Source organism: Hylemonella sp. P2_B10, from assembly GCF_056404875.1.
Genome location: NZ_JBFUDE010000001.1, coordinates 541,253 through 558,232, shown reverse-complemented (window position 1 = coordinate 558,232; position 16,980 = coordinate 541,253). Strand labels below are relative to the sequence as shown.

At 65.5% G+C, this 16,980-nt stretch carries 17 protein-coding genes; 2 read left to right on the top strand and 15 right to left on the bottom strand.

The features are described 5' to 3' along the window. Window positions 1-44: 44 nt before the first annotated feature. From AC1DX2_RS02610 to AC1DX2_RS02580, 7 genes are all read right to left on the bottom strand, one after another. On the bottom strand, window positions 45-890 hold the full coding sequence (locus AC1DX2_RS02610) for a 2OG-Fe(II) oxygenase family protein (protein ID WP_477194723.1): 846 nt from the start codon (window positions 888-890) through the stop codon (window positions 45-47). 33 nt (window positions 891-923) lie between these two features. Beyond that, window positions 924-1,910 carry a nucleoside hydrolase gene (locus tag AC1DX2_RS02605; RefSeq protein ID WP_477194722.1) on the bottom strand — a complete coding sequence of 329 codons (987 nt, stop codon included), beginning with the start codon at window positions 1,908-1,910 and terminating at the stop codon, window positions 924-926. Window positions 1,911-1,948: 38 nt separating this feature from the next. After that, the gene (locus tag AC1DX2_RS02600; protein ID WP_477194721.1) at window positions 1,949-2,884 is read right to left on the bottom strand and encodes a ribokinase; all 936 of its coding nucleotides are present in this window, start codon (window positions 2,882-2,884) and stop codon (window positions 1,949-1,951) included. A gap of 67 nt (window positions 2,885-2,951) precedes the next feature. Continuing rightward, entirely contained in the window at window positions 2,952-3,917 is a 966-nt protein-coding gene (locus AC1DX2_RS02595; protein ID WP_477194720.1) for an ABC transporter permease, read from the bottom strand. Then, window positions 3,917-5,026, bottom strand: a complete 1,110-nt coding sequence (locus tag AC1DX2_RS02590) for an ABC transporter permease (RefSeq protein ID WP_477194719.1) — start codon at window positions 5,024-5,026, stop codon at window positions 3,917-3,919. The genes AC1DX2_RS02595 and AC1DX2_RS02590 overlap by 1 nt, the downstream gene beginning before the upstream one ends. After that, window positions 5,023-6,555, bottom strand: coding sequence for an ABC transporter ATP-binding protein (locus tag AC1DX2_RS02585; protein ID WP_477194718.1), 1,533 nt, complete (start codon window positions 6,553-6,555; stop codon window positions 5,023-5,025). Before AC1DX2_RS02585 ends, AC1DX2_RS02590 begins: the two co-directional genes overlap by 4 nt. Window positions 6,556-6,613: 58 nt before the next feature. Then, window positions 6,614-7,609: a BMP family lipoprotein gene (locus AC1DX2_RS02580; protein ID WP_477194717.1), complete on the bottom strand. Its 996-nt coding sequence runs from the start codon at window positions 7,607-7,609 to the stop codon at window positions 6,614-6,616. Window positions 7,610-7,825: 216 nt separating this feature from the next. Here AC1DX2_RS02580 and AC1DX2_RS02575 point away from each other — a divergent pair, with 216 nt between their 5' ends. Then, window positions 7,826-8,608: a response regulator gene (locus AC1DX2_RS02575; protein WP_477194716.1), complete on the top strand. Its 783-nt coding sequence runs from the start codon at window positions 7,826-7,828 to the stop codon at window positions 8,606-8,608. A gap of 35 nt (window positions 8,609-8,643) precedes the next feature. On the opposite strand, the gene mnmC1 is transcribed toward AC1DX2_RS02575, so the two are convergent. Both mnmC1 and AC1DX2_RS02565 read right to left on the bottom strand, forming a co-directional pair. Continuing rightward, on the bottom strand, window positions 8,644-10,380 hold the full coding sequence (gene mnmC1 / locus AC1DX2_RS02570; RefSeq protein ID WP_477194715.1) for an FAD-dependent 5-carboxymethylaminomethyl-2-thiouridine(34) oxidoreductase MnmC1: 1,737 nt from the start codon (window positions 10,378-10,380) through the stop codon (window positions 8,644-8,646). Window positions 10,381-10,406: 26 nt separating this feature from the next. Further along, a complete protein-coding gene (locus tag AC1DX2_RS02565) occupies window positions 10,407-10,679 on the bottom strand; it encodes an oxidative damage protection protein (protein ID WP_477194714.1) in 273 nt (90 codons plus the stop codon). 123 nt (window positions 10,680-10,802) lie between these two features. Between AC1DX2_RS02565 and AC1DX2_RS02560 the strand changes: the two genes are divergently transcribed. Continuing rightward, window positions 10,803-11,837, top strand: a complete 1,035-nt coding sequence (locus tag AC1DX2_RS02560) for a sulfate ABC transporter substrate-binding protein (RefSeq protein WP_477194713.1) — start codon at window positions 10,803-10,805, stop codon at window positions 11,835-11,837. A 61-nt stretch (window positions 11,838-11,898) separates the two neighbouring features. Here AC1DX2_RS02560 and AC1DX2_RS02555 read toward each other — a convergent pair whose 3' ends face one another. The 6 genes from AC1DX2_RS02555 to AC1DX2_RS02530 form a co-directional block, all read right to left on the bottom strand. After that, the gene (locus tag AC1DX2_RS02555; RefSeq protein ID WP_477194712.1) at window positions 11,899-12,696 is read right to left on the bottom strand and encodes a DUF6065 family protein; all 798 of its coding nucleotides are present in this window, start codon (window positions 12,694-12,696) and stop codon (window positions 11,899-11,901) included. A gap of 39 nt (window positions 12,697-12,735) precedes the next feature. Continuing rightward, on the bottom strand, window positions 12,736-12,924 hold the full coding sequence (locus AC1DX2_RS02550; RefSeq protein ID WP_477194711.1) for a hypothetical protein: 189 nt from the start codon (window positions 12,922-12,924) through the stop codon (window positions 12,736-12,738). 203 nt (window positions 12,925-13,127) lie between these two features. Next, a complete protein-coding gene (locus tag AC1DX2_RS02545) occupies window positions 13,128-13,325 on the bottom strand; it encodes a hypothetical protein (protein ID WP_477194710.1) in 198 nt (65 codons plus the stop codon). A 64-nt stretch (window positions 13,326-13,389) separates the two neighbouring features. Next, window positions 13,390-15,204, bottom strand: coding sequence for an adenylate/guanylate cyclase domain-containing protein (locus AC1DX2_RS02540; protein WP_477194709.1), 1,815 nt, complete (start codon window positions 15,202-15,204; stop codon window positions 13,390-13,392). A gap of 86 nt (window positions 15,205-15,290) precedes the next feature. After that, window positions 15,291-15,953 (bottom strand): Crp/Fnr family transcriptional regulator, encoded by a 663-nt coding sequence (locus AC1DX2_RS02535; RefSeq protein ID WP_477194708.1) that lies wholly within the window; start codon window positions 15,951-15,953, stop codon window positions 15,291-15,293. A 124-nt stretch (window positions 15,954-16,077) separates the two neighbouring features. Continuing rightward, a complete protein-coding gene (locus AC1DX2_RS02530) occupies window positions 16,078-16,821 on the bottom strand; it encodes a helix-turn-helix transcriptional regulator (protein ID WP_477194707.1) in 744 nt (247 codons plus the stop codon). Window positions 16,822-16,980: the final 159 nt, after the last annotated feature.

Here is a 16,980-nt window from a genome sequence, read left to right as displayed (position 1 = left end):
GGGCGGGTCAGCGGCATGGTGGTTCTTTTTCTTGGTGAGCAGGTTCAGCCGTTGGAGCGCAGCTCGCGCATGCGCTCATCAAAATAGCTTTGCACGGTGTGGCGCTCCGACAGCACCACCTCGCGGCGCGGATGCAGGAACAGCGGCAGCGATATGCGCGACTTGAAACGCCCCTCGCCGGTGGGGTTCAGCACCCGGTGCACGGTGGACGGGTAATAGTGCCCGGAGGCCTCTTCCAGCATGTCGCCGGTGTTGACGATCAACAGGCCGAAGTCGCAGGGCACGTCGTTCCAGCTGCCGTCCTTGCCCAGCACCTGCAGGCCCGGCTCGTTGGCGGCCGGCAGCAGCGTCAGCAGGTTGATGTCGCCATGCGGCGCGGCGCGCAGCGCGCCGGGCTCCTCCTTGCCGGTCAGCGGCGGATAGCGCAACACGCGCAGCAGCGTGCGCTCGCAGCCTTCTATCATCTTGGGCAGCGGCATCGAATAGCGTGCCTTGATGTCGGGCGGCGAGTTGTCCTCCACCCAACCCAGCAGTTCGGCGGCCAATGCCGAACCCGCCGCGTAGTAGCGGCGCGCCGCGTCCGACAGGTTCGTGGGGTACTGGCCATCGGGATAGATGTGGAAGAACTCCTTCAAGTCCCGGTGGGCGTGGTTCTTGGCGGTTTCCGAGATGGAGGGCGGGAAGTAGCCGTCCGAGCCGGCGTCGCCCTTGGCTGTGTACTCGTACTTGACGTCGGTGTCGAAGAAGTCCAACCATTCGCGGTAGATGCCCTCCACCAGGTTCTGGTCCAGCGGGTGGTTGGCCAGCACGCCGAAACCGGTCTCGTGCAGGCTTTGGCAAAACGCCTGGGCGGCGTTGGGGCTGCGATAGTCAACGATGGGGAGTTGCATGGTGCTGCGCCTCTTGGATCTTGTGAAATCTCTTCAATGCCGGAGCCAGTCGCTCATCAGCGCCTGTTCGAACACGCGTATGCAAGCCGGCGCGTCCACCTCCATGCACACCTGGGTCAGCGGCACGTCGGCTTCCCAGCCGGCCTGGGCGTAGGTGATGCCCTTGCGGTCCATCATGGTCTGGCCGTGGGCAATGCCTTCCACCTCGACCCGTATGCGGCCACTTTGCAGCTTGAACAACTCGGGGTTGGTCAGGTAGATGAAGGCCAACACGTCATGGCCGAAGCAGCCTTGTATGGCGGCCACGTGCTCGTACAGGTCGCTGTAAAAGCCGGCATAGAACGTGACCGCATGCAGCAGCGTATCGGTGGCGATGTGCTGGTGCTTGTTGGCCACCTGCTGCACCAGGGCCAGCGGCACGATGACCTGGTGGGTCACGTCCAGGCCCACCATGGTCAGCTTCCAGCCGGCGGTGAACACCAGGTCGGCGGCGTGCGGGTCGTTCCACACATTGGCCTCGGCCACCGGCGACACGTTGCCGGGCTCCACAATGGTGCCGGCCATCAAGATGACCTCTTTCAGCAGCCGGGGCAGCTCGGGCTCCAGCTTCAGTGCCAGCGCCAGGTTGCCCATGGGGCCCACCGCCACCAGCGTGATCTCGCCCGGATGGGCGCGCGCCGTGTCGACGATGAATTGCGCCGCCGCCCGCGGGTCCAGCTGGTTGTGCGTGGCCATGCGCGAGACCAGGTTGCCCAGGCCGTCGGCGCCGTGGATAAAGTCGGGTGGCGTGCCGCTGGTCTTGATCCAGGGTGTTTTCACGCCTTTGGTGACCGGAATGTCGCGCCCGGCGATGGCCGTCAGGTACAGCGCATTGGTGGCGGCTTGCTCCACATAGACGTTGCCGAAGGTGGTGGTGATGCCAATGACATCGATGGCCGGATGCGCCAGCGCGTAATACAGCGCCATGGCGTCGTCGACGCCTGGGTCGGTGTCAAAAATAACTTTCGCGGGGGAACTCATGTTGTGATGGTGCTCAGAGGAATAAGGCTTTCGAGCGGTCAGGCTGGAAAACCACAGAATTTTCGCAGGTCTGCGTCGGCCTGCACAGAAGTGGCTGGCGTGGCCGCCACCAGCGCCGCCACATCGGCCTGGCGCGGGATGCTGGATTGCGCACCCAGCGCGGTGCAGGCCAGGGCGCCGGCGGCGCTGGCTTGCGCCAGTGCCTGAGGCAGCGCCTGGCCTTGGCTGAGTGCTGCGGCCAGCGTGCCGCAGAAGGTGTCGCCAGCGGCAGTGGTGTCCACCGGCTTGACGGGAAAGGCCGCTTGCGTCAGCACCTGCTGGCCAACGCGGGCCACGCAGCCGCGCGCGCCCAGCGTGACCACCACGCAGGGCACGTCCAGCTTGGCCAGGCATTCGGCCACGGAACCACCCTGGCCGGCCACCACGGCCAGCTCGCCCTCGTTGACCACCAGCACGTCCAACAGCCCCAGCAGCTCGGCCGGCAGCGCCTGGGCCGGGGCGGCGTTCAGCACCACCTTGACGCCGGCCTGGTGCGCCGCGCGGGCATAGGCCAGCACCGTGTCCACCGGTGTTTCCAGCTGCATCAGCAGGTGGCTGCAGCCGGTGAGCGCCGGCAGGTGCTGGGGGCGCAGCTTCAGGTTGGCGCCGGGCGCTACAGTGATGGCGTTCTCGCTGTCATCAGAGACGCAGATGAAGGCGGTGCCGGTAGGCTCATCGTCGGCACGCACGATGTGCATGCGCACGCCGTCTGCTGCCAGCGAGGCTTCCAGCGGCGCGGCATAGGCGTCGCGCCCCAGGGCCAGCAGCATGTCGGTGGCCACGGCGCCGGCACGGGCGCAGGCGATGGCCTGGTTGGCGCCCTTGCCACCGGGGAAGGTCTTGAAGTCCCGACCCAGCACGGTTTCCCCAGGGGCGGGGATGTGGTTGGCGCGCACCACGAAATCCAGATTGGCGGAACCAGCGACGAGGATCATTTTTGAACTCTGCGAATGAAAGGCCGGCCCGCAGCGCGGCTGCGTGGGTGCGGCGGTTACGGATGTGTCAACGGGACTTGACGAAAGGCACGCCAATGGCCTTGGGCGCCACCGAGCGCGCCATGAAGCCGGCCAGGATGATGACGGTGACCACGTAGGGGATCATCTGTATCAGCGAGCCGGGTATCTTGCCGATGATGGGAAACGCCACGCCCTCGGCCTGGATCTGCAGCGCGCTGAAAAACGCGAACATCAGGCAGCCCAGCGCCGTGTACAGTGGCCGCCAGTTGCCGAACACCAACGCGGCCAGTGCCAGGAAACCGTTGCCGGCCGACATGTCACGGATGAAGAAGCCGCTTTGCACCAACGCCAGGTAAGAGCCCGACAGCGCGCACATGAAACCGGCCACCAGCAACGCCGAGTAACGTGTCCACGCCACGCTGATGCCGGCGGTGTCGGCCGCATGCGGGTTCTCGCCCACGGAGCGCAGGCGCAGGCCAAAGCGCGTGTGGTTGACGATCCAGTGCACCAGCGGCACTGCCAGGAAGGCCAGGTAGGCCAGGATGGTGTGGCCGCCCAGCAGCTTGCCGTATAGCCAGCCCAGCACCGGCACGTTGGCGATCGCCGCAGCGCCGGGGAAGTCTATCGGCAGGAAGCGTCCGTCGTTCAGGTCGGGCGTGCGCCCGCCCAGCTGGAAGAAATACTGCGCCAGCACAAAGGTCAGCCCGCTGACAGCGATGTTGATGGCCATGCCCGAGACCAGCTGGTTGCCGCGCTGGTTGATGCTGACGTAACCGTGCAGCAGCGACAGCAGGCAGGACACGGCGATCGCCGCCCCGACACCCCACCACGGGTTCTGCGTGGCATAGGCCACGGCCGCTGAGGTGAAGGCGCTGGCCAGCATCTTGCCTTCCAGGCTCAGGTCGACGACGCCGGAGCGTTCGGCAAACAGCCCACCCATGGCGGCGAACAGCAGGATGGGTGCGCTGCGCACCATGGCCACAAAAATGCTGGAGAGTTGGATGTCGTCCATCAGGCGGCTCCCCCGGCAGGCTTGGAAGAAGAGGGCAGGCGCTTGAGCAATGCCGCCAGCGCTGGTGCGTACAGGTTTTCCATGGCGCCGCAAAACAGGATGATCAAGCCCTGGATGAAGACAAAGGTTTCCGGCGGAATATTCGACTTCTCCAGCGACAAATCGAACCCACCTTGTATCAGCCCGCCAAACAGGATGCTGGACAGCAGGATGCCCACCGGGTGGTTGCGCCCCATCAGCGCGACCGCAATGCCGATGAAGCCGGCGCCGTTGGTGAAATTCAACCCCAGGTGATGGGACGAGCCCATTTCACTGTTCACCGCCGCCATGCCGGCCAGTGCGCCCGACACCGCCATCACCACCACGATGGTGGTCTTGATCGACACGCCGGCGTAGTGCGCCGCATGCGGGTTCAGGCCGACAGCGCGCACGCCATAGCCCCAGGGCGTGCGCCAGATGGCAATGGCGTACAGCACCAGCGCGGCCAGCGCGATGGCAAAGCTGATGTTCAGCGGGCTCTGGCCCATGAATTCGAACACGCTGCCCAGGCGCGGCAACCAGGCGCTTTGCGCGAACTGGCGGCTGGAGGTGGTCTGCTCGCCGGCCGGGATCATGTAGCTGACGACCACAAAATTCATCAGGCTGGCGGCGATGAAGTTGAACATGATGGTGGTCACCACGATGTGGCTGCCACGCCTGGCCTGCAAGTACCCGGGGATGAAGGCCCAGGCGGCGCCAAACACCGCGCTGGCCACCAGCGCCAGCGGGATCAGCAGCCAGCCGGGCAGGGTGGCGTCGAACAACAGCACCACCAGCGCCATGCCGAAGCCGCCTATGTACAGCTGGCCTTCGCCGCCGATGTTGAACAGGCCGGCCTGCACCGCCACCGACACCGCCAGCGCGGTGAAGATGAAGGTGGTGGCATAGAACAGCGTGTAGCCCAAGCCCTCGGGGCTCAGGAAGGCGCTCTTGACCAGGATGCCCATGGATTCGACCGGGCTTTCGCCCAGGCCATAAATCACCAAGGCCGCAACCAGCAGGGCCGACAGCAGGTTCAGCAGCGGCAGCACCAGGCTGGTAGCCCAGCGGGGCAAGTTATGGCCGCTCATTTGCTCACCCCGCCCATCATCATGCCTATGCGGGTGGTGTCGAAGTCTTGTGCCATCAGCTCACCGGTGATGCGCCCGCCACACATCACGTAGATGCGGTCGGCAAGGGCCCGTATTTCTTCCAGTTCCACCGACACCAGCACGATGGCGATGCCGGCATCGCGTAATTGCAGCAGGCGTTTGTGGATGGTTTCTATGGAGCCAATGTCCACGCCCCGGGTGGGTTGGCCCACCAGGATCAGCTTCGGCTTGGCGGCAATCTCGCGCCCCAGCACCACTTTCTGCTGGTTGCCGCCAGACAGCTGGCCGATGCGCAGCGCGGCGTTGGCCGGGCGGACGTCGAAGTCGGCAATCAACTGGTTGGCCTGCGCCGTCATGGCCTGCGGGCTCATCCAGCCCTTGTGCGAGAACTGGGGCAGGCTCTGGCGGCCCAGCGCGCAGTTTTCCGCCACCGAGTTGCTCTTGACCAGGCCATCACGCAGCCGGTCCTCCGGCGCGTGCGAGATGCCCAGGCGGCGGTAGACGTCTGGCAGGCCATCGGCGTCATGCCGTTTGGCATAGGGCAGGGCCTGGCCCAGGAATTCGATGGCGCCGTCTCCCGGCAGCTTCATGCCCGACAGCACTTCCAGCAGTTCGGTCTGGCCGTTGCCGGAGACGCCCGCCACGGCGACGATTTCACCGGCGCGCACCTGCAGGTCTATGCCCTCCAGCAATTTGACGCCTTGCTTGTCGGTCAGTCCCAGTTGACGGGTCTGCAGCACCACCTCGCCCGGCTTGTAGGGGCCGCGTGTCAGCGTGGCTTCCACGCTGCGGCCGATCATCAGCGTCGCCACTTCCTCGCGGGAGCTGGTGGCGGTGTCCACCTCTCCCACCACGGTGCCAGCGCGCATCACGGTGACGCGGTCGGTCAAGGCGAAGATCTCCTGCAGCTTGTGGGTGATCAGGATGATGGTCTTGCCCTCGTCGCGGAAGCGCCGCAGGATGGCGAACAGCGAATCGGCCTCTTGCGGCGTCAGCACGGCGGTGGGCTCGTCCAGGATCAGGATGTCGGCCCCACGGAAGATCAGCTTCAGGATTTCCACCCGCTGCTGCTCGCCCACCGACAGGTGCTCCACCAAGGACTGCGGATCCACTTCCAGGTGGTACTGCGCTTCCAGCTCCTTCAGCCGCGCCTCGGCGGCCTTGAAGCGCTTGTCCAGCACGAAGGCGCCTTCCACCCCCAGCATGATGTTTTCCAGCACCGTGAAGCTGTCCACCAGCATGAAATGCTGGTGCACCATGCCGATGCCGCGTTGTATCGCGTCCTGGCTGTGGCGTATGGCGGCCGGCTTGCCGTCCAGCAGGATCTCGCCGCTGTCGGCCTGGTAGTAGCCGTACAGGATGCTCATCAGCGTGGACTTGCCAGCGCCGTTTTCACCCACGATGCCGTGGATGGAGCCTTTGCGCACGGCGAAGCTCACGCCGGCATTGGCGCGCACTTCACCGAACTGCTTGCAGATGTTGCGGAATTCGATCAGCGGGATGGTCATGGGGCAACCGGGGGCAGGTATGTCACCGGAAAACGGAAAGCAAGACTCAGACCGGATCTCAGATCGGGCAGCTGTTCTTGTCCCTGTAGTCCACCACCTTGACCTTGCCAGCCACGATGTCCTTGGCGGCCTGGTTGATGCGGGTTTCCATGGCCGGCGTGACCAGCTTGCGGTTGTGTTCGTCCAGCGCCCAGCCGATGCCGCCTTCCTTCAGGCCCATCACCGTGACGCCGGGCTTCCAGGTGCCGTTCTTGGCCGCCATGAAGCCTTCGTACACGGCGTTATCCACGCGCTTGAGCATGGAGGTCAGGATGACGCCGGGGTGCAGGTAGTTCTGGTTGGAATCCACGCCAATGCCCAGCTTGCCCTTGTCCTTGATCACCTGCAGCGCGGCCAGGCCGCTGCCGCCGGCGGCGACGAAGATCACGTCCACGCCGCGGTCGATCTGCGCGCGGCTCAGCTCGCTGCCCTTGGCCGGGTCGTTCCAGGCCGCTGGGGTGGTGCCGACCATGTTTTGCGTCACGTCGATCTTGGGGTCCACCGCCTTGGCACCCTGGGCGTAGCCGCAGGAGAAGGCGCGAATCAACGGGATGTCCATGCCGCCGATGAAGCCCACCTTCTTGCTCTGGCTGGCCAGCGCGGCCGCCACGCCCACCAGGTAGGAGCCTTCCTGCTCCTTGAACACCACGGAGTTGACGTTGGGGTTCTTGACCTCGCTGTCAATGATCATGAAGTGCACCTTGGGGAATTCCTTGGACACGGTTTCCACCGCCTTGGCCATGGAAAAACCGATCGACACCACCAGGTCCACGTCCTTGCGGGCCATGTTGCGCAACACCTGCTCGCTTTGCGCGTCGGAGGTGATCTGGGCTTCCAGGTAGTTGATCTTGGTTTCCTTCTTGAACCGCTCGGCACCGTCATAGCCGGACTGGTTGAAGGACTTGTCGAACTTGCCCCCGCCACCGTAGACGACAGCCAGTTTCGGGTCGGCGGCGTGCGCAGACAGGGCCAGCATGGCGCTTGCAACGGCCAACGAGAGGAATTTCAGTTTCATGGTGGCGATGAAAAGTGATGAAAAATTGACAAACAGATGGCAAGGATAAACGCATCGCCCTGCCGTGGCCGCCCATTTTTGGCCATTTGGCATCATACGGGCTCGGGCGAGCCCGCTGAAAGGCGGTTATTGTCGCCGATTCGGCGTGCACAATCCTGGGGCCTGGATGGCATTTATGATTTGTAAAGTTCTGCATCAACAACGGTTTCGCAACTCATGGCGTTGACCATATTCGTCAAGGTGGTGGGGTTCGGAGAGGTGGAGCGCCACGCGATCAACACCATGTTCCGGCTCTCACAGGAGCACGAACCCACCTACAACCTGTGGACGCCCGACTGCGGCATGGCGCCGCAACTGGCGCTGGTGGATGTGGACAGCTACGGTTGGGCGCTGGAGTTGGCTTCGCCGGGCACCAGCCCCAGCCTGAAGCTGATCTGCGTCGGCGCCCAGCCGCCGCCCCAGGCTTGGCGCGCGTTCCCGCGTCCCATCCACTGGCCCGACATCGTGGCGGCCATGGACAGTCTGTTTTTGATGGAACTGGCCGCGCCGGAGGCTGAGTCTGCCACGGGCGTGGACATCGATTTCGACCTGCTGGGCGAAGCGCCCCCCACGTTGGCGCCGCCCGTGCCCGCGCTGCCCGGCGTGAAGCTGGTGCTGCTGGTGGATGCCGTGCGCGAGCACCGGCTCTACCTGCGCGCGCGCCTGGCCTTGGCCGGCCTGGTGGCGGTGGAAGATGCGCAAACCGGTGCCGAAGCGCTGGAGCTGGCAGGCCGGCGCCATTTTGACCTCGTGATCACCAGCCTGGACCTGTACGACGTCAGCGGCTGGAAGCTGGTGGCGCAACTGGTGTCGCTGGAGCCGGCCATTGGCGCGGTGGTGCTGACCACCAGCGACGCGTCCTGGGAGATGCACGAGCAGGCCGAGCATGCCGGCTGCCGTGGCGTATTGGTGCGGCCATTTGACCCTTTACAGGTGCAGCAGCTTTTGCAGCGGGTCTAAGGCGGCCTGAGAGACGCGCAGACCGTCCAAGGCGGTCATGGGGTGCCTGCGGTGCCCGCCGTACGCCTGCGCCCCCGCTGCGCGCTGAGCAGGCGGGCCAGGCTGGTTTCCAGCGGCAGCGGTTCGCCGCACAGCTGCGCGGCCAGCAATTCGGCGCACAGCACGCTCAGGCTCAGGCCGCGTGCGCCCATGGCGGTGCTGATCCACAGTGATGCCGGCGCATGGTCCGGGCTCAGGCGGCCCACCAGTGGCAGCCGGTCGGTGCTGGTGCAGCGGGTGTTGCGCCAGACCTGGGCGCTGCCGTCTGCCAGCGCGCCGCGCAACAGGGCGGCGCCTTCGGGCAGCAGTTGCGCCAGCCGCGTCAGGTTGGCCTGATGCGCCTCGCCCACCGACAACGCGTCGTGCTCGAAAGTGCTGCCGGTATACCAGGCCTGTTGCCCACCCAGCGGCAGGTGCGAGACAAAGCTGCCCATGCCGTTGACCGGGCAGGGCGGCAGCGGCGGCTCACCCGCGCGGTGCAGGCCCCAGGAGACCTGGCCGTGCACTGCCGACAGCGGTGGCCGGCCCGGCAGCAGGTCACCCGCCAGCGCGGCGGCCCCCCAGGCATTGGCCAGCACCACGTGACTGCTCTCGGCCAGCAACTGGCCCTGGCTGTTCCGCAGCAGCCAATGGTCACCTGCCGGCACCAGTGAGGCCACCGCAGTGTTGCCGATAAAGCGCACGCCCTCCGACGCCAGCCAGGCCCGCACCAGCGCCGCGGGCTTGACCCAGGCGCCCGCCCGGTGCCACAGCGCAGGCGCGTCCAGCAGGTGGTTGACCCCGGGGGAAGGGCTGTTGCCAACGTCGCACACGTCGCTCCAGTCCCGGCCCGCTTGGCCCCAAGGGGTGGGCAGCACTGCGTCGGATTGCAGGCAGCGTTCCAGCACGCCGCTGTGGTCCCAGTCTTCACCGCGCTGCAGTCTGGCGTCGGCCTGCTGCAGGCTCAGGCGCAGGCCGGCGCGTGACAGGCGGGCACGCGTGCCGTCATCTGACGACACCATGGGCACCATCAACCCCACCGGCAGGCCCGATGCCTGGGCGGCCGGGTGGGCGGCCGCGTCCAGCACGTCCACGCGCACGCCGCGTCGCGCCAGGGACGCGGCCACGCTGGCGCCGGCCAGCCCGGCGCCCACCACGGTGCAATGGCTGGGCGGGGTGGGTGGGGTGCCGGTTTCCGCTTGCGCGGATTTCAGGGTCCAGCGCGGGTTGAAGCGGGCCTGCAAGCCCTGCGGGCCGTCGTCCTGGGTGATGTCAAAACCGCATTGGTGCAGCAACTGGCGCGACGCCTCCGTCAGCGGCGCAGTCGTCAGCCGCGTGCCGCGCCGGCAGAGACGGACCAGCGCCTTGACGTGCCACAGGTCCCAGTCGGGGGCATGCAGATGGACGGCGTCGGCCAGAAACGCTTGCTCGCGCAAGGCCGCCAGCGGCTCGCCCACGCACAGCGTCAGCAGCACCTGCCCACCGTCCAGCATCAGCCGGTGGAAGCCGGGCAGCAGGCCGAACCACTGCGAGGCCAGTGCCGCGATCAGTTCCGCCGGGGCGCCGCCGGCCTGCAAGTCAGGCAGCTTGGGCGCCTGTCCGCCGCACAGCGCCACATAGTGCAGCAGGCGTGGCCGCGCATTGGCGCGACGCCAAGTCTGCCAGGTGTCGAAAAACTGCTGGCCTTGGCCGAAACCGGTGTCCAGCACCCGCCAGGCACCGTGGTGTGCCCAGTCAGCGGGTGGGGCGTGCATGCTGGAAGGTGGACGGCGCGGAGGGCTTATTCGCTGGGCGGCACGTAGCCCTGGGCCACATCGGCGCCGGAGCCGAAGAAGTGGTTTTCCATCTGGCGCGCCAGGTACTGGCGGGCACGCAGATCGGCCAGGTTCAGCCGGTTTTCATTGACCAGCATGGTCTGGTGCTTCAGCCAGGCGGCCCAGGCCTCTTTGCTGACGCCTTCCCAGATGCGCTTGCCCAGCTCGCCGGGATAGGGCGGAAAGTCCAGCCCTTCGGCTTCCTTACCCAGTTTGATGCAATTCACCATGCGTGCCATGTGCGACTCTTTTCGGACCAAAGATGATTTGGTAATTAATAACAGATATTTTATTCGTTCCAGTTTTCAGGCATCTTTCCCAGAATGCAGTTGTTTCCATTCAACCTCTCCCGAGACCTGCAGATGACCCCCAAAAACCAACGCCGTCACTTTATCAAGCTTTCCTTCGCCATCGCGCTGGCAGGGTCGGCCCTGGGCCTGGCCGGCAGCGCGCTGGCCCAACCGGCCGTGACACTGCTGAACGTGTCCTACGACCCCACGCGCGAACTGTACGTGGATTTCAATGCCGCCTTTGCCAAGTACTGGAAAGCCAAGACCGGCCAGGACATCACCATCAAGCAATCCCACGGCGGCTCTGGCAAGCAGGCGCGCTCCATCATTGACGGGCTGGATGCCGATGTCGCCACCTTGGCGCTGGCCGGCGACACAGACGCGCTGGTGAAGAACGGCGGCTGGGTCGCGGCAGACTGGCAAAAGCGCCTGCCGCACAATTCGTCGCCCTACACCTCGACCATCGTCTTTGCCGTGCGCCAGGGCAACCCCAAGGGCATCAAGGACTGGGACGATCTGGTCAAACCCGGTGTCAGTGTGATCACGCCCAACCCCAAGACATCGGGTGGCGCCCGCTGGAACTACCTGGCGGCCTGGGAGTTTGCCAAGCGCAAGTATGGCGGCGACGCCAAGGCCAAGGAATTCGTCGCCAAGCTGTTTGCCAATGTGCCGGTGCTGGACACCGGTGCGCGCGGCTCCACCATCACCTTCGCACAACGCGGCCAAGGCGATGTGCTGATTGCCTGGGAGAACGAGGCCTACCTGCTGGACAAGGAATTCGGCGCCAAGTTCGACATCGTGGCACCGCCCTTGAGCATCCTGGCCGAGCCCGCCGTGGCCGTGGTGGACAAGAACGTGGACAAGAAGGGCACACGCAAGATCGCTGAAGAGTACCTGAAGTACCTGTATTCCGAAGAGGGCCAGGACATTGCCGGCCGCAATTTCTACCGCCCCGCCGTGTCACAGAAGGCGCAGGCCAAGTACGCCAAACAGTTCGCCAAGCTGGAGCTGTTCACCATCGACCAGGCGTTTGGCGGCTGGGGGACGGCCGACAAGGCGCATTTCGCCGATGGCGGCAGCTTCGACCAGATCTACGTCAAAAAGTGAGCCGGCACCGGCCTGGGCCGGCGAGCACTGAGCCGGTCGGCCCGGCCCAGCTCGATCTGCATCAAGCCGGCCGGGGGGTCTGCTGCTTGGCGCGCTTGCGCACCTCGGCGCCATAGCGGCCCACATCGTGCGGGCGGGTGGGGGAGATGCTGCGCACGGTGTTGCGCAGGCCTTCCCAGTCTTGCGGCGACATGCCGTCCTCATGGCCGGCCTCGCGCGGGTGCAGGCCCACATGCTCGACAAAGCCGCTCATGGCGCTGGTGTAGCTGGGCCGGTAGACCGGCTGCAACTGGAACAGCGGCTTGGTGCGGCGGATCTCGATCGGCGTGTCCACCGCCGTCAGCCGGATGTTGACGAACAACGGCACCGGTTTGAACCAGTCGGCCTCCACAATGCCTTCGAAGCAGGCGTAGGACCGGCTGTGTGCCAGGTTGGCCGGTGGGCGGGCCAGCACGCTCCACTCTGGCGCCGTGCTGACCAACAGGCCTGACCAGATCTGGACGATGCCCGGCACGAACAGTGCCGACAGGTAGGGCGGAGCGCCGCCCTGCATGTCCGCGGGGCAATGGTCGTCCCAGTAGTCGGCCAGCTCCGGGTCCACCACGCTGCTCAGCGGCTCCCATTCGCCGTTTTGCTCATGGAACACCTCGCTGCCGTCCCAGCGCAGGCGGATGTCGCGCGGCGGGAAGATGTACCAGCCGTAGCTGGAGGCCATGCGCAGCGCCTCGCAATATTGGTGCGCCGCCGCCGGCATGCTGCCCAGTGCCGATTTGTCGGCGTGCATGGGTGACACCGCGCCGGGGCTGATCTTGTGGAAGGCGACGATGGGGGTACCGTCGAAGTTGTCGCGCATGCCCATGGTCTGGATCTCCGCCGGGTGGGGGCTGGTGGAGGCCGCTCAGCGGCCTTGCAGGTGCTTGGCCACGACCAGGTGGCAACCGTCGCCACTCAATGCTGGCGTGGTGGCCTTGGTCGGGGTGGATGGCGCCGCGGGCTGCGGCAGGGCCTGCTGTTGCACGTGCCAGGCCAGCGACGGATGCATGCCGCCGCCGCCGATGACGGCTGCTGGGGTGGGTGTGTCGTTCATGCGATGCTCCGATGATGTGTTTGAATGGTTTTGGGCAAACCCGGTCCCTGCGGTGCCGTGATGACACTGTTGGTGGACTACGTCGGACAAAAGGGTTCCGGCCACCGGAAAAGAACCGGCGGTCGGGCAGGTGTAGCCCACGATCAAAACTGGGATGGGGCCGGACTTGTCAGGCCGGGCAGGGGCCGGGCGCTAAGGGGCCTTCAGCGCTGGATCGGCTTTTGCGCTTGCACGTGCTTGGCGATGCTGGGGTGGTAGCCGCCGCCACCCATCCCCGATCCCGGCGTCACTGTCTTCGTGGCGCTGCCATCGCCTCGCTGCGGCGGCTGCCAAGTCGTGGCGGCCACATGGGAGTCAATGTGGGCTTGATCGGGTCTGCCGGGGTTTTGGGTGATGTCCATGGTGAGTCCTTGAAAGAAGTTGGAAGCGGTCGTGGTGAGAAACGGCAAATCGGGACGATGGGGATCAGCATCGCGGCAGGCCAACCCTGGCCATGGCTTCGCCAAAGCGTTGGCGCAAGCTGTTGGCGCCGCCGGGGGCTTGGTCCAGGTAGCTGCGGACTGTCAACTGCGGGTCCAGCCGGCGCAGTTCGGTCAATTGGACGCGCGCCAATTCGTGTCGGCCCAACTCCGAGTTGGCGATCACGAGGGCCCGCACAGTGGGCAGGTGGGAGCGGTTCAAGCGCCAGGATTGCGAGGCTAGGTCCGCAGCCTTCAACCATTGGCCATCGGACAGCGCGGCCGAGCCGGCCAGGCTGAGGTAGTAATAGCGCAGCGGGTCTGTGGGAGACAAGGCCATGGCGTGCTCGGCGCAGTTGACCGCGCCTGCGGTATTGCCGCGCAGGCTGTCCACCGTGCTTTTGAATAGCCAGGCCAATGCGTTGCAAGGGTCCAGTTCCAGCGCGCTCACCAACTTGTGCTCGGCTGTGGCAGTGTCCTTCTTCATGTGGCAATGGACAAAGGCCTCCATCGCCAGCGCCAGCGAACTGTTCGGGTCGATGTCCAGCGCGCGTTGCGTATGGTCCAGTGCCGTGCGGGATTCGCGCTGTGCGTCCCTGGCCATGCCGCGCGTGGTCCGTAGCACGTACCACATGGCCAGCCAGGTACGGGCATTCGCCGACAAGCGGTGCCGCTCCAGCAGCAGTTCCAGCACCTGACGGCTCATGTCGAATTCGCGCGGCGTGGAGCGATGCATCAAATGCACGCCGCCAAGCATCAGCGAATAGCTTTGCAGCGTGGGCAGCGGCTGCGTCAGCGTTTTCTGCACTTCGGTGTCCAGCAAGGCCTTTTGCGTGGCGTCCGCGATCTGATGGCTGAGTTCGCTTTCGGCCTGCAGAAGATCCTGGACTTCGCCGCTGAGCCTGTCAGCCCAGGCGATGTGGTGGTCCCGAGTCTGCGCCAATTCGACATTGATCAGCAGTCGGCTGCCGCTGACCACGTAGCTGCCCGAAAGCACATAATCGGCGCCCAGATGAGTCTTCAATTGCTTCAGCGCAGCGTTGCGCTGACGAAAGACTGTGGCCGACAATCGGGAAATCACCTTGAGTTGCCCAGAACGGCTCAACAACGCGATGATTCCGTCGGCTATCAACTCGCCGATGTCGAAATGCTCGGGTTCGTTGGAGCGGGTCAGGAACGGGATGACCGCGATGGTGGGCAGCAACTGTGCCGGCTGTTCCTGCGGCCTGACCGCCTCGCGTACAGGGCTAATCCGGTAGGCGCGCACCGGCTCCTGCACATGCTTCACATAGCAGTCGCCCAGGTCGTGCACCTGGGCATCCAGCCCGTCGGTGAGCTCGTCGCGGACGCCCGCGGAAATGATGGTTTCGCCGGGTTGCGCCAAGTTTGCCAGGCGCGACGTCAGGTTGACGCCGTTGCCATAGATGTCGTGTTCGCTGCTGTACACCTGGCTGGTGTTGATGCCGGCGCGCAGGCGCATGTGGCGCTCGGGCGGCAGGCCGGCATTGCCTTGCTCCAACGTGTCGTGCAGGGTCTGCGCGGCGGCTACCGCCTGGCGCGGTTGCTCGAACTCCACCATCAGGCCGTCGCCCAGGCTCTTGACCAACCGACCCTGGTGCGCCGGTATCACTTTGTTTTCGGCATGGCGGGTGAAGTCCAGCCAACGGCTGACCGTGCCCACCTCGTCGCTGGCCATCAAACGCACGGACTCCACCAGATCCAACACCAGCACCACCTTCTTCTGGCTCCGCAGCAGCGCCTGTTGCAGAAAATCTGCCGGCTGTTGCGCGTCACCTGGGTCCATGATGCCGGGCTGGGGCATTGGGTGAATCCTTCAAAGTGTTGATGGATTATGCGGGGCATCCATCAATTGCGTGATGTTTTTGTGTCAGCGCCGATGTAGGCGCGCTACCAGCGCAGTGGCAGTTTTTTCACCAGCACGATCTGGCGGTCTTCCACCCGCACGTAGCCGCCATGGGTCAGGTCCTTCAGGATGCGGCTGACCATCTCGCGGCTGCAGCCGGCGCGGCTGGCGATCTCCTGATGGGTGATGCGCTGCAGGATGCGTTGGGTGCCGTCGGCCTGCGGCGTGGCCAGGCCGTACAGGCAGCCGGTGAGGCGGCCATAGACGTCGATGAAGGCCAGGCTGCGCGCGCTCGCGGTGGCGTTGCGCAAGCGCCGTATCACCCGGGTCAGCAATTCAAAGGCGAACTCGGGTTGCTTGGCGATGAACTGGCGCAGCGTGGCGCGCGTTACCAGCGCGCACACCGTGGGCTCCAGCGTGATGACGCTGGCCGAGCGAGGGCCGCCGTCCAGTGCCATCTCACCAAAGTAGTCACCCGGGCCGAACACGCCGAAGGTGATCTCCTTGTCGCGCGCGTTGGCGCTGTACGCCTTGACCTGGCCGGCCAGGATGATGAACAGGGTGTCGCCCACATCGGCTTCGTGGATCAGCACCGTGCCCTTGCGGTAGCGCCGCGCCTCGCCCAGCGCCGCCAGTTTGCGCAGGTTGGCTGGCAGGTTGTCATCTTCAGCAAAGGCTTTGGTAAGGGCGGCGAGGTCTGCAGTCATAAAGGGGTTGCGCGAACAGCTTGGCCTGATTTGTAACAGAACTCACAGAATCCTGGCCTGCTGTGGCACAAATGGCGCGGCGCTGGCTCTGCGATCAGGCCGCGCGCTGAGCACGCAGACGGCGTCAGGCCGGCTGGAACTGCCTGGCCGGAGCGCCCGCCACCCGCGCCTGGCGCGGTGCCACGGGTGCTGGCGCCTCCCACGGAATGTGGCGCGACAGTGAGGGCAGCATGGCCACCTCCTTGACCAGCTCGCGCAGGTTGCCGGCGCCGGTTTTCTGGCGGATGCTGCGCATCTGGGTGCGCACAGTGGACACCTGCACCTGGTGGCGCTCGGCAATGTCGTTTGGGCGCAGACCCTGGCACAGCTGCGCCAGCACCTGCCCCTCGACACAAGACAGGCCATGCTCGCGTGCGAACAGCGTGATGGTGGTGGCATCGCACAGGCGCGGCTTGGCAAACACCAGCAACACGTGGCAGGCGCCCATGCCACCCAGGGAGCCGCCGCCCAAGTCCAGGCCGCGCAGTGTCTGCATGGGCATGAAGGCCAGCGTGGTCCGTGTTTTGCCCTGTTCCAGGCTGAGCAGGCCGCGCAGCCGCATGCGGGCGCGCTCCAGCGCCTGGTCCAGCGGCCGTGAAGGCACGCCCGCGCGGGTGCCCAGCCGGCCGTCCTGCACGCACAATCCGCCGGACAGCGGGTTGTCCAGGCTCAGCATCTGGCGCGCCGGCGTGTTGGCGTACAGCAGCCGGCGGGAATACGCGTCCACCACCGCCAGGCCGTAGTCGACCTCGTTGAGCACCGCCAGCAAGACCCCGGCGTCCACTTCCGCGCCTGTGGTCCAGGCGTCATCCATGTCATTGGCCATCATCAGCGAGTTTCCTTCTGCCGCGCTGTGCCGACGGGTGCCGGCGTGTGTTTCTTTCAGCGTGCAGGGCCAAGCGTAGGCGTATGCTTGACGGCCGGGTGGGCACTGTGACCGTGTGCTTTTGTGACGCACGCACAAAATCACGGGCAGCTTCCATGCTAG

What these genes read in the sequence shown, in the direction of transcription:
- AC1DX2_RS02610 (WP_477194723.1), bottom strand. Translation starts at nt 890, where the DNA reads ATGCAACTCCCCATCGTTGACTATCGCAGCCCCAACGCCGCCCAGGCG.
- AC1DX2_RS02605 (WP_477194722.1), bottom strand. Translation starts at nt 1,910, where the DNA reads ATGAGTTCCCCCGCGAAAGTTATTTTTGACACCGACCCAGGCGTCGAC.
- AC1DX2_RS02600 (WP_477194721.1), bottom strand. Translation starts at nt 2,884, where the DNA reads ATGATCCTCGTCGCTGGTTCCGCCAATCTGGATTTCGTGGTGCGCGCC.
- AC1DX2_RS02595 (WP_477194720.1), bottom strand. Translation starts at nt 3,917, where the DNA reads ATGGACGACATCCAACTCTCCAGCATTTTTGTGGCCATGGTGCGCAGC.
- AC1DX2_RS02590 (WP_477194719.1), bottom strand. Translation starts at nt 5,026, where the DNA reads ATGAGCGGCCATAACTTGCCCCGCTGGGCTACCAGCCTGGTGCTGCCG.
- AC1DX2_RS02585 (WP_477194718.1), bottom strand. Translation starts at nt 6,555, where the DNA reads ATGACCATCCCGCTGATCGAATTCCGCAACATCTGCAAGCAGTTCGGT.
- AC1DX2_RS02580 (WP_477194717.1), bottom strand. Translation starts at nt 7,609, where the DNA reads ATGAAACTGAAATTCCTCTCGTTGGCCGTTGCAAGCGCCATGCTGGCC.
- AC1DX2_RS02575 (WP_477194716.1), top strand. Translation starts at nt 7,826, where the DNA reads ATGGCGTTGACCATATTCGTCAAGGTGGTGGGGTTCGGAGAGGTGGAG.
- mnmC1 (WP_477194715.1), bottom strand. Translation starts at nt 10,380, where the DNA reads ATGCACGCCCCACCCGCTGACTGGGCACACCACGGTGCCTGGCGGGTG.
- AC1DX2_RS02565 (WP_477194714.1), bottom strand. Translation starts at nt 10,679, where the DNA reads ATGGCACGCATGGTGAATTGCATCAAACTGGGTAAGGAAGCCGAAGGG.
- AC1DX2_RS02560 (WP_477194713.1), top strand. Translation starts at nt 10,803, where the DNA reads ATGACCCCCAAAAACCAACGCCGTCACTTTATCAAGCTTTCCTTCGCC.
- AC1DX2_RS02555 (WP_477194712.1), bottom strand. Translation starts at nt 12,696, where the DNA reads ATGGGCATGCGCGACAACTTCGACGGTACCCCCATCGTCGCCTTCCAC.
- AC1DX2_RS02550 (WP_477194711.1), bottom strand. Translation starts at nt 12,924, where the DNA reads ATGAACGACACACCCACCCCAGCAGCCGTCATCGGCGGCGGCGGCATG.
- AC1DX2_RS02545 (WP_477194710.1), bottom strand. Translation starts at nt 13,325, where the DNA reads ATGGACATCACCCAAAACCCCGGCAGACCCGATCAAGCCCACATTGAC.
- AC1DX2_RS02540 (WP_477194709.1), bottom strand. Translation starts at nt 15,204, where the DNA reads ATGCCCCAGCCCGGCATCATGGACCCAGGTGACGCGCAACAGCCGGCA.
- AC1DX2_RS02535 (WP_477194708.1), bottom strand. Translation starts at nt 15,953, where the DNA reads ATGACTGCAGACCTCGCCGCCCTTACCAAAGCCTTTGCTGAAGATGAC.
- AC1DX2_RS02530 (WP_477194707.1), bottom strand. Translation starts at nt 16,821, where the DNA reads ATGATGGCCAATGACATGGATGACGCCTGGACCACAGGCGCGGAAGTG.